This window comes from Dickeya dadantii NCPPB 898 (genome assembly GCF_000406145.1).
In the GTDB taxonomy this organism is placed as follows: domain Bacteria; phylum Pseudomonadota; class Gammaproteobacteria; order Enterobacterales; family Enterobacteriaceae; genus Dickeya; species Dickeya dadantii.
This window is the reverse complement of the sequence record NZ_CM001976.1, coordinates 3,191,721-3,203,105: the sequence shown is the minus strand read 5'-3', so window position 1 is coordinate 3,203,105 and position 11,385 is coordinate 3,191,721. Positions and strand designations below refer to the sequence as shown.

Below are 11,385 nucleotides of genomic sequence, written 5' to 3'. Positions count from 1 at the left end.
AATGTTGAGAGGCGGGAGTGAATACCGGGAAATCGCGCCTGTCTGAAGGACGGGTTTTAAAGGAAGGAAACGAGTCAGGCGGTTCTGAAAAGTGCAAGGTGTAATCACAGTAATGGCAAAACAGGTAAGACCACAGGAGAAACAGGTCGTTCGCCGCGTGGGCTTTGAGCCCGAAGGGATGTAAGACGTTCTCCTGGCGGATTTCATTATGGTGTCGCGACAAAAGCGAAAAACCGGATATATGACTGCACAACCTGCCATGCCGTTTTAAAGAAAACAGATTGCAAATGTGGGAGCGTCCATATATGCGGCGAAAGCCCGTGCCGTGTTGGACAAAAACGCCAAGAGCGTTTTTGAACAGCGTTTACGCTGGCCCGTAGGGCGAGCCCCAGGGATGGGGCGAGTAACCGCGTCACGGGCGGCCCGAACAGCGAAGTCGAACGCCGAAGGAACCGCGTAGCGGCACACCATTTTGCAACGCAAAATGGAACAGCGCTTGCGCTGGCCCGTCAGGGTTCATAATTTAGCCCCTAGCCAGTGGTCAAGGAGAGGCGGCGTTTGAGCCTCTCCTTGTCGTGCGTGCGATGAAATGGCAAAGAAATGATGCTGTGTATTCCGCACGAAATTATTCACTGGCCAGAAAAAATTCACCGTTTGCAAGACAACCCGATTGCTTGTCAGCAGCCTAGGTATGCGGGATGTGACGGTGCCCATACAGTAACACTTACAGTGATAACTTATGATGTCACCGCATCACGGCGGAATTGAAATCCGCGTTAAAGGCAAGGTGCAGGGGGTGGGGTTTCGCCCTTATGTCTGGCAAATCGCCCACCGTCTTGGCGTGAAAGGTAGCGTGCTCAACGACGGCGCCGGGGTGCTGATCCGGCTGTGGCCGGCGAGCGCTGAAGCGGATTTCGTTGCGGCGTTGCACGCCGAGTGCCCGCCGCTGGCGCAGATCGACCAGGTGGCCTGTCGGCCTTACCGCTGGGAAACGCGGCCGGATGATTTCGTGATTGAGCACAGCGGCGCCGGGCAGATGGATACCCACATCGTGCCGGATGCCGCCACCTGCGAGGCGTGCCGTCAGGAGCTGTTTGACCCTAATGACCGCCGCTACCGTTATCCGTTTATTAACTGCACCCACTGCGGCCCGCGTTTTACCATTATTCGCCAGATGCCGTACGACCGGCCGAATACCGCGATGACGGCGTTCCCGTTTTGCCCGACGTGTCGGCAGGAGTATCAGCACCCGGCGGACCGGCGCTTTCATGCCCAGCCCAACGCCTGCCACACCTGTGGTCCGCAGGTGTGGCTGAGCGATGCCCGCCGTACGCTGGCCCGAGGCGATGACGCCATCATGCAGGCGGCAGCGGCGCTGTGCGCCGGGCAAATCGTGGCGGTGAAAGGGCTGGGCGGCTTTCATCTCGCCTGTGATGCGACCGATGCGCAGGCGGTGGCGCGGTTGCGGGCGCGCAAGCATCGCCCGGCCAAGCCGTTGGCGGTGATGTTGCCGGGTGCCGACTGGCTAGCGCGTTGCAGCTCGGCGGCGGAGCCCGCGTCGGCGTTGCGCATGATGCAAAGCCCGGCGGCGCCGATCGTGCTGTTGCCGTTGCGCCATGATGGCGCGCTGGCGGCGGGGATTGCGCCCGGTCTGGATGAAGTGGGATTGATGCTGCCCGCCAATCCGTTGCAGCATTTGCTGCTGGCGGCGGTGGCGCGGCCGCTGGTGATGACCTCCGGCAACGCCGGCGGTAAGCCGCCCGCGCTGGAGAATACCCAGGCGCTGGCTGAGCTGACGGGTATCGCCGACCTGTGGTTGCTGCACGACCGCGACATTGTGCAGCGGGCCGACGACTCGGTCGTGCGGATGCAGGGCGAACGGGCGGAGATGCTGCGGCGCGCGCGCGGTTATGTGCCGGACGCCCTGCCGCTGCCGCCGGGGTTCAGCGAGCAGCCGTCGCTGCTGGCGATGGGCGCGGATCTCAAAAACACCTTCTGCCTGTTGCGCGATCAGGCCGCGATCGTCAGCCAGCATCTGGGCGATCTGGCCGATGACGAAGTGGAACAGCAGTACCGGCAGGCGCAGGCGCTGTTCGCCGATATCTATCGCTTTACCCCGCAGGCCATCGCGGTGGATGCGCATCCCGGCTACGTCAGCCGCCGTCTGGGGCAGCAGCAGGCGGTGCAGTTGGGAATCCCCTGTATTGAGGTGCTGCACCATCATGCGCATATCGTCGCTTGTCTGGCGGAACACCAGTGGCCGCGCGACGCCGGCGCGGTGATCGGTCTGGCGCTGGATGGCATCGGCTACGGCGACGACAACCGCTGGTGGGGCGGCGAATGCCTGCGGGTGGATTACACCGAATGCCGGCATCTGGGCGGGTTGCCCGCGGTGGCGCTGCCGGGCGGCGATCTGGCGGCGCGCCAGCCGTGGCGCAATCTGCTGGCGCAGTTTCTGGCGTTTGTGCCGGACTGGGAAACCTTACCGCAAGCCGGGGTGATCCCCGCCGGCGCGGTACCGTTGTTGACGCGCGCTATTGAGCGGGGTCTCAACGCGCCGCTGGCGTCGTCCACTGGTCGGTTATTCGACGCCGTCGCCGCCGCCTGCGGGTTTACCGGCGAGCAGAGTTGGGAAGGCGAGGCGGCCTGTTGGCTGGAAGCGCTGGCCCGGCGGCATCAGGATGACGCGCCGCCGGTAACCCTGCCGCTGTCCGGCAACCAGCTGGATCTGGCAACCTTTTGGCGACAGTTGCTGGCGTATCGCGCCGCGCCGGCCGACCGCGCTTTTGCCTTTCATCTGGCGCTGGCCGACGGGCTGGCGGCGCTGGTGCGTCAGGCGGCGCGGGAGCATGGGCTGAACACGGTGGCGTGCTCCGGCGGGGTAATGCATAACCGCCTGCTGACCACACTGTTACGTGAGCGGCTGGCGGATTTTACCCTGCTGATGCCGTCGCGCTTACCGGCCGGCGATGGCGGGCTGGCGCTGGGGCAGGCGCTGATCGTCGCCAGTCGCCTGACAGCGAAGGCGTAACTGTTATGGTTTTTTTGCGCCGGACTGTATCTGTTCTGATTTGCACGCCTGTGCTACCTTCGCGCATGAATTATGCTGTGAAGGGGAATGGGTGTGGACGAAGTCAAACGTATTCTGAACGAAGAGATCGCGCGTCTGAATCGTGAAGAGCGGCGCGATAACCGTATCCGCTTCAGCCGCAAATTCATGGTGAGCCACCCTTATCTGTTCGGCGGCATGCTGGCGAGCTATGTGCCGGTGGCGCTGATTCTGTGGTACGCGCCTTATTTCGGTATGCCTTATGTGGCCGGATTTACGCTGTTTTTGGTGCTGATGTCGCTGGCGATGTCGATGGATATCAACCCGCGCTACCGCTTCGAGGATATCGACGCGCTGGATCTGCGGGTGTGCTATAACGGCGAGTGGTACAACAGCCGCCACGTGTCGCCCCAGACGCTGGAGGCGCTCCTCCAGAGCCCGCAGGTGGCCGGGCCGGTTAAAGACGGCGTCGCCAGGCTGTTGCAGACCAAGGGTTACCTCTACTTTTACGACGTCTTTTCTCTGGCCTATCGCTCATTCGCCCGTTCAACCCCGCGTTGATCGGCATGGTCGCCGCCTGTCGCCAATATGAATGCAGATCAACGGTATGAGGCGGTGACAGGGCGCGCCCCGCGTGGTACGTTCAAAACTCATCTTGTTTAAAGTCCCCGAGGCGAGCGACGCGCTATGACGACGTTAACCGCGAATTTCCCCGCTTCATCCCGGCCGCCTTCACTGCTGATTGTGCAGATGGGCGAACCGCCCGAACCGATCGCTAATGCCGTCGGTCAGCAGGCCGACTGGTTCGGTAGCGCGCTGGCCGATGAAGGCGTGCGCCTGCATGTGGTGCGACCGGACGCCGGCGACGCCTTGCCGAATCCCGGCGAGCATGACGCCGCCATCATCAGCGGTTCCTGGTCGATGGTGACCGACCGGCTGGACTGGAGCGAACGGCCGCCGACTGGCTGCGCCAGAGTGTGGATGCCGGGCTGCCGGTGCTGGGGGTGTGTTACGGCCATCAGCTGTTGGCGCATGCGCTGGGCGGCACGGTGGCGGATAATCCGAACGGCCGGGAAATGGGGCTGAAGACCGTGACGCTGCATAACGACGCCGCGGACGACACGCTGTTGACGGCGGTACCGGCGCAGTTCAGCGCCTACCTCAGCCATTTGCAGTCGGTGGTGGCGCCGCCGCCCGGCGCACAGGTGCTGGCGGCATCGGAACAGGATGGGTGTCAGATTATCCGTTATACGCCGCATACCTGGTCATTTCAGTTCCACCCGGAGATGGATGCGGCGGTGATGAACGCCTGCCTGCGTCATTGCGCGTTGCCGGAAATGGCCGGCGGCGACGAGCCGGTGTGGGCGCGGCGGCTGCTGCTGGATTTTGTCCGGCAGGCGCTGTCCCGCTAAGGAGTTTTCCGCTGGCGAAATTCGAACAACTGGCCGACCAGATGCAGGCGCAGTTACAGGCCGGCATCTGGCAACCGGGAGAAAAATTACCGTCGCTGCGCGAAAAGGCGGTGCATTCCGGCCTGAGCCTGATGACGGTGCTGCATGCCTACCAGTTGCTGGAAAGTCAGGGCTGGATCATTTCGCGCCCGCAGTCCGGCTACTACGCTGCGCCGCGCATCGAACGGCCGATCGCGCCGCCGGCCAGCGGCGAGGCGGTGCACCTGACGGAAAACGTTGACGTTAATCGGTTTATCTTCGATGTGCTGCGCGCCAGCCGCTCGCCCGGCGTAGTGCCGTTTGGTTCCGCCTTCCCCGATCCGCGCCTGTTTCCCCAGCGCCAACTGACCCGTTCGCTGGCAACAGTGGCGCGCCGTATGCAGCCGGAAAACGCAGTGGACAACTTGCCGCCCGGCAACGAGCGGCTACGCAAGCAGATCGCCCAGCGCTATGCGCTGCAGGGCATCGCCGTGTCGCCGGACGAGATTGTGATCACCAGCGGCGCGATGGAGTCGCTCAATCTGAGCCTGCAGATGCTGACCCGGCCCGGTGATTATGTGGTGGTGGAATCGCCGTCGTTTTACGGCGCGTTGCAGGCGATCGAACGTTTGCAACTGAAAGCCATCGCTATCGCCACTCATCCGCACACTGGTATTGATTTGGCGGCGTTGCGTCAGGCGCTGCGTGATTATCCGATTCGCGCCTGCTGGCTGATGACCAACTTTCACAATCCGCTCGGCTGCACGCTGGCATGGGAGAAAAAGCAGCAGCTGGCCGCGTTGTTGCACGAATATCAGGTGCCGCTGATTGAAGATGATGTCTACAGCGAACTGTACGCCGGCACCCATCGCCCGCTGCCGGTCAAGGCGCTGGATAAGGACGGACAGGTACTGCACTGTTCGTCGTTCTCGAAGAATCTGGTCGCCGGATTTCGGGTCGGCTGGGTCGCGGCAGGGCGCTGGGCGCAAGGTATTCAGCGCCTGCAATTAATGAGTACGCTTTCTGCCAGCGCACCGATGCAACTGGCGGTGGCGGATTATCTGGCCACCAGCAGTTACGATAGCCATTTGCGGCGTTTGCGGCGAACGCTGGAGCAACGCAAACACCGGTTGTATCAGGCGATGAAGGCGCATTTTCCCGCCGGAGTGGATATTTATTACGCCGAAGGCGGCTATTTTCTGTGGCTGGGTCTGCCGGAAGGGGTTAATAGCATTGAACTCTATCAGCAGGCGCTGGCGCAGGGCATCAGCATTGCGCCGGGCAGAATGTTCACCACCGGCGATAAATTCGACCGCTATTTTCGCATCAACACCTCGTTCGAATGGCAGGAAAAAACGGAAAACGCCATCATCGCGCTGGCCGCATTGCTGAAAAAAAGACTGTCCTGTTCCTGACGCCGTGTCCGGCAACGTTCGCGGCTTATCCTGCAACTCGAATTATTTAGGGTATATACCCTTCATACTTCAAGTTGCAGGTGTGTTGGCTGCGCTCGTTCACCCGAATCACTTACCTGAGTAAGCTCATCGGGACTCACTCTCTTGCCGCCTTCCTACAACTCGAATTATTTTGGGTATAAACCCGGTAATCTCATTTCTATTTTTAGTCATTGGCTTAGGTTTATTTTTTTCATCAAAAATAACCGATTCATTGCCATTTAATTTTCTGTTTTATTTATTTTTAACCTGACCGAGTTATTTGTTTTTTAATCGGGAGGTTATTGTCGCCAGACTTCTTTCTATTAACGCCAGCGTCAATGTGAAGTAGGAGTTGCGTGTTTTTTATAAAGAAAATCTTAATTATTTCTTGTGGAAATAACAACCTGTGGGGCGCTGGCTTGTGATCGTTATGTAAAAAAATATACAGCGATACAGCGTGTTAGTGCTATTTGGTAATGAGAATTATTCCATTTAAGCCGGTGATAACGTTAAAAAACGATCTGCCTATAGTGAATTGTGATGGATTTGTTGTTGTTGAGATAATTAATTGGCGCTTTTTATTCGCCGGGTCATAATACATATGTTTGGTGGGGGTTTAGACGTTGTCCCGCCAGTATCCATTCATATCAATAAAGCATTACTGCATAAATACGATGTATACCCTAAATAATTCGAGTTGCGGGTAGCCAACGCACCTGCAACGTGAAGTATGACGGATATAGCTTTGAGTGATGTCGTGCGAGGAATCTCCCATGCAGGTCAGCAGAAGACAGTTCTTTAAAATATGCGCAGGCGGTATGGCCGGAACCACGGTCACGGCGCTGGGTTTTTCTCCCAGCGCGGCATTAGCCGAAACGCGGCAATATAAATTATTGCGCGCCAGAGAAACCCGGAACAATTGCACCTACTGTTCAGTCGGGTGCGGCATTCTGATGTACAGTCTCGGCGACGGCGCCAAAAACGCCACCGCGTCCATTTACCACATCGAAGGGGATCCGGATCATCCAGTCAGCCGCGGTTCATTGTGCCCGAAAGGCGCCGGACTGGTGGATTTCATCCATAGCGACCAGCGCCTGAAATACCCGGAATACCGCGCGCCGGGTTCCGACAAGTGGCATCGCATCAGCTGGGAAGAGGCGTTTGATCGCATCGCTCGCCTGATGAAAAAAGACCGCGACGCCAATTTCGTTGAGAAGAATGCCGCCGGGGTGACCGTCAACCGCTGGTTGACCACCGGGATGCTGTGTTCCTCCGCCGCCAGTAATGAAACTGGGATACTGGATCAAAAATTTGTCCGCGCACTGGGGATGATCGGTATCGATACCCAGGCGCGTCTGTGCCATGGCCCTACCGTTTCGGCGCTGGCGCCGACCTTTGGCCGCGGTGCCATGACCAACAACTGGGTGGACATCAAAAACGCCAATGTGATTCTGGTGATGGGCGGTAACCCGGCGGAAGCCCACCCGGTCGGCTTTAAATGGGCGGTGGAAGCCAAGGTGAAAAACGGCGCCAAGCTGATCGTGGTCGACCCACGTTTCAATCGTTCGGCCGCCGTGGCCGACATGTACTCGCCGATTCGCGCCGGTTCTGACATCACCTTCCTGCTTGGCGTGGTGAATTATTTGTTGAGCCACGACAAGGTGCAGATGCCGTATGTGAAGGCATATACCAACGCCAGCCTGATCGTGCGTGACGATTACCACTTTGATGAAGGCATTTTCAGCGGCTACGACGAAAAAGAGCGCAAGTATGACCGCACCAGTTGGCAGTACGAACTGGATGAAAACGGCTTTGCCAAACGCGACGACACCCTGAGACATCCGCGCTGCGTCTGGAACTTGTTGAAAGAGCACGTCAGCCGTTACACGCCGGATCTGGTGACCAACGTCTGCGGTACGCCAAAGTCGGATTTTCTCACTATTTGCGATCTGCTGGCCTCCACCAGCGTGCCGGATCGCACCGCCACCATTATGTACGCGCTAGGCTGGACGCAGCACACCTCCGGCGCCCAGATGATCCGCACCGCGGCGATGATCCAGCTGTTGCTGGGCAACGTCGGCATGGCGGGCGGCGGCGTGAATGCGCTGCGCGGTCACTCCAACATTCAGGGTTATACCGATTTGGGATTGCTGTCGCTGAACCTGCCGGGCTATATGCCGCTGCCGTCGGAAAAACAGACCTCGCTGACGATGTATCTGGATCAGATCACGCCGAAAGCGCTGCTGGCGGATCAGGTCAATTACTGGAAGAACACGCCCAAATTTTTTATCAGCATGATGAAAAGCTTCTGGGGCGATAAGGCGCAGAAAGAGAACGACTGGGGCTACGACTGGCTGCCGAAATGGGACAAGAGCTACGATGCGCTGGCCTACTCCCGCATGATGCTGGAGGGCAAGGTCAACGGTTATATCGTGCAGGGATTCAACCCGATAGCCGCGTTTGCCGATTCCAACCGGGCTCGTGATGCACTGAAAAAACTGAAATACCTGGTGATTATCGATCCGCTGGCGACGGAAACCTCCAACTTTTGGCAGAACCACGGCGAGCTCAATGATGTGGATTCGAGCCAGATTCAGACCGAAGTATTCCGCCTGCCGTCCAGCTGCTTTGCCGAGGAGAACGGCTCCATCGTCAACTCCGGCCGCTGGCTGCAATGGCATTATCAAGGCGCCGAGCCACCGGGTGAAGCACGCCACGATGGGGTAATTCTGGCCGGGCTGTTCCTGCGCCTGCGTGAACTCTATGCCAAAGAAGGCGGCGCTAATCCTGAGCCTGTGTTGAACATGAGCTGGAGTTATCTGGAGCCGGAAGATCCGTCCGCCGAGGAGATCACCAAAGAAGCCAACGGCCGTGCACTGGCGGATCTGTTCGACGATAAAGGCAACCTGTTGCTGAAAAAAGGTCAGTTACTGCCGGATTTCTCTCTGTTACGTGATGATGGCACCACCGCCAGTTTCTGCTGGATTTACGCCGGTTCGTGGACGGAGGCGGGCAACCAGATGGCGCGTCGCGACAACGCCGATCCGTCGGGTCTTGGTTGCACGCCGGGCTGGGCCTGGTGCTGGCCGCAGAACCGCCGCATTCTTTACAACCGCGCCTCGGCAGACCCGCAGGGTAAACCGTGGGATGCCAAACGAGAGCTGATTCGCTGGAACGGCCAGAAGTGGACGGGGATCGACGTACCGGACTTCGCCGTTACTGTGCCGCCGGGCAGTGCCGCCGGCCCGTTCATCATGAACGCCGACGGGTTGGGCCGCCTGTTCGCTATCGACAAGATGGCTGAAGGTCCTTTCCCTGCGCACTATGAGCCGCTGGAATCACCGCTGAAAAACAACCCGGTTTACAGCAAAGCTCAGGTTAACCCGGCAGCCCGTATTCTGCCTGCCGACCGCCCGTACATGGGGACGGTAGACGAGTTCCCGTTCGTCGCCACGACGTATTCCATCACCGAGTTGTTCCGCCACTGGACCAAGCACGCGCGCCTCAACGCCATCGTGCAACCGGAGCAGTTTGTCGAAATCGGCGAAGGGCTGGCGAAGCAGAAGGGCATTCAGGCCGGCGATGTGGTGAAAGTCAGCAGCAAGCGGGGATATATCAAGGCGAAAGCGGTCGTCACCAAGCGTATCCGTACCCTGACTATCCAGGGCAAACCGGTGGAAACCATCGGCGTGCCTTGTCACTGGGGCTTTGAAGGCACCACCCAGAAAGGCTTTATGGCGAATATCCTGACGCCGCATGTCGGCGATGCCAACAGTCAGACGCCGGAATACAAGGCGTTTCTGGTCAATGTGGAAAAGGCGTAGTTGCGGAGAAACACTATGGCAATGCAATCACAAGATATCATCCGTCGCTCCGCGACCAATTCACTGACGCCGCCGCCGCAGGCCCGTAACCACAAAGAACAGGTCGCTAAACTGATCGACGTGACCACCTGTATCGGCTGCAAAGCCTGTCAGGTGGCCTGTTCCGAGTGGAACGACATCCGCGATGACGTGGGGCATAACGTCGGTGTCTACGACAACCCTACCGATCTCAGCGCCAAATCCTGGACGGTGATGCGTTTCACCGAATTCGAGGAGAACGGCAAACTGGAGTGGCTGATCCGCAAGGACGGCTGTATGCACTGCGCCGATCCGGGCTGCCTCAAGGCGTGCCCGTCGGAAGGGGCGATCATCCAGTACGCCAACGGTATCGTCGATTTCCAGTCCGAGCACTGTATCGGTTGCGGCTACTGCATCGCCGGTTGTCCGTTCGACGTGCCGCGCATGAACAAGGACGACAACAAGGTGTACAAGTGCACCCTGTGCGTCGACCGCGTGGAAGTCGGGCAGGAGCCGTCCTGCGTGAAGACCTGCCCAACCGGGGCGATTCATTTCGGCACCAAGGACGAGATGAAAGTGCTGGCGGCCGAGCGGGTGAAAGACCTGAACAGCCGCGGCTACCAACATGCCGGTCTGTACGACCCGGCCGGCGTCGGCGGCACCCACGTAATGTATGTGCTGCATCACGCCGACCGGCCGCAGCTGTACAACGGCCTGCCGGCCGACCCGAGCATTAGCCCGGCGGTGACCTTCTGGAAAGGTATCTGGAAACCGCTGGCCGCTATCGGTTTTGCCGCCACCTTCGCCGCCAGCGTATTCCACTACGTGGGGATCGGCCCGAACCGGGTAGAAGACGATGACGACGCGCACCACGAGGGCAAGCAGCATGAAAAAGAGTAATCGGATTCAGCGGTACAGCGCACCTGAGCGCATTAATCACTGGATTGTGGCGTTCTGTTTTGTGTTCGCCGCGCTGAGTGGGCTGGGATTTTTCTTCCCGTCGCTCAACTGGCTGATGAATGTGCTGGGCACGCCGCAGTTGGCGCGCATCCTGCACCCGTTTGTCGGGGTGGTGATGTTTGTCGCTTTTTTGCTGATGTTTTTACGTTACTGGAAGCACAACCTGATTGAACGCAGCGACCTGGAATGGGCGAAAAACATTCACAAGATCGCCCGTAACGAAGAGGTCGGCGACACCGGTCGCTATAACTTCGGCCAAAAATGCGTGTTCTGGCTGGCGATTACCTGCCTGCTGCTGCTGCTGGCGAGCGGGATCGTGATTTGGCGGCCGTACTTCGCGCCGTCGTTCTCCATCCCGGTGATCCGCGCGGCGTTGGTGGTGCATTCAGTGTCCGCGGTCGGTTTGATCCTGACCATCATGGTGCACGTGTACGCCGCCCTGTGGGTAAAAGGCACCATCACCGCGATGGTGGAAGGCTGGGTGTCCAGCGAGTGGGCGAAGAAACACCACCCGCGCTGGTATCGTGAGCTGCAATCCAAAGGGCAGGATAATCAACACTGAGTTACGAGGTGCAGTTGACAAACAGCACTATTGTTTGTTGCTGGCAAATCTCTGTCAGAACAGTGGGAGGTTTCGTGCTTGATAACGTTAGTGATTACTTTGCAAC

General features: G+C 58.9%; 6 protein-coding genes and 1 pseudogene. All 7 read left to right on the top strand.

The window, feature by feature from the left end:
• The first annotated feature begins 739 nt into the window (after nt 1–739).
• The gene (gene hypF, locus DDA898_RS14400; protein WP_107768336.1) at nt 740–3,031 is read left to right on the top strand and encodes a carbamoyltransferase HypF; all 2,292 of its coding nucleotides are present in this window, start codon (nt 740–742) and stop codon (nt 3,029–3,031) included.
• A 93-nt stretch (nt 3,032–3,124) separates the two neighbouring features.
• Nucleotides 3,125–3,610, top strand: a complete 486-nt coding sequence (locus tag DDA898_RS14395) for a YlaC family protein (protein ID WP_269077934.1) — start codon at nt 3,125–3,127, stop codon at nt 3,608–3,610.
• Nucleotides 3,611–3,736: 126 nt separating this feature from the next.
• A pseudogene (locus DDA898_RS24000) lies at nt 3,737–4,461 on the top strand (glutamine amidotransferase).
• Nucleotides 4,462–4,472: 11 nt separating this feature from the next.
• On the top strand, nt 4,473–5,894 hold the full coding sequence (locus DDA898_RS14385) for an aminotransferase-like domain-containing protein (RefSeq protein WP_038912593.1): 1,422 nt from the start codon (nt 4,473–4,475) through the stop codon (nt 5,892–5,894).
• A gap of 794 nt (nt 5,895–6,688) precedes the next feature.
• Entirely contained in the window at nt 6,689–9,739 is a 3,051-nt protein-coding gene (gene fdnG, locus DDA898_RS14380; RefSeq protein WP_071604549.1) for a formate dehydrogenase-N subunit alpha, read from the top strand.
• Between the two features lie 15 nt (nt 9,740–9,754).
• Nucleotides 9,755–10,657 (top strand): formate dehydrogenase subunit beta, encoded by a 903-nt coding sequence (gene fdxH, locus DDA898_RS14375; protein WP_038911538.1) that lies wholly within the window; start codon nt 9,755–9,757, stop codon nt 10,655–10,657.
• Entirely contained in the window at nt 10,644–11,279 is a 636-nt protein-coding gene (gene fdoI, locus DDA898_RS14370; protein ID WP_038901598.1) for a formate dehydrogenase cytochrome b556 subunit, read from the top strand. Before fdxH ends, fdoI begins: the two co-directional genes overlap by 14 nt.
• The last annotated feature ends 106 nt before the right edge of the window (nt 11,280–11,385 follow it).

What these genes read in the sequence shown, in the direction of transcription:
- hypF (WP_107768336.1), top strand. Translation starts at nt 740, where the DNA reads ATGATGTCACCGCATCACGGCGGAATTGAAATCCGCGTTAAAGGCAAG.
- fdnG (WP_071604549.1), top strand. Translation starts at nt 6,689, where the DNA reads ATGCAGGTCAGCAGAAGACAGTTCTTTAAAATATGCGCAGGCGGTATG.
- fdxH (WP_038911538.1), top strand. Translation starts at nt 9,755, where the DNA reads ATGGCAATGCAATCACAAGATATCATCCGTCGCTCCGCGACCAATTCA.
- fdoI (WP_038901598.1), top strand. Translation starts at nt 10,644, where the DNA reads ATGAAAAAGAGTAATCGGATTCAGCGGTACAGCGCACCTGAGCGCATT.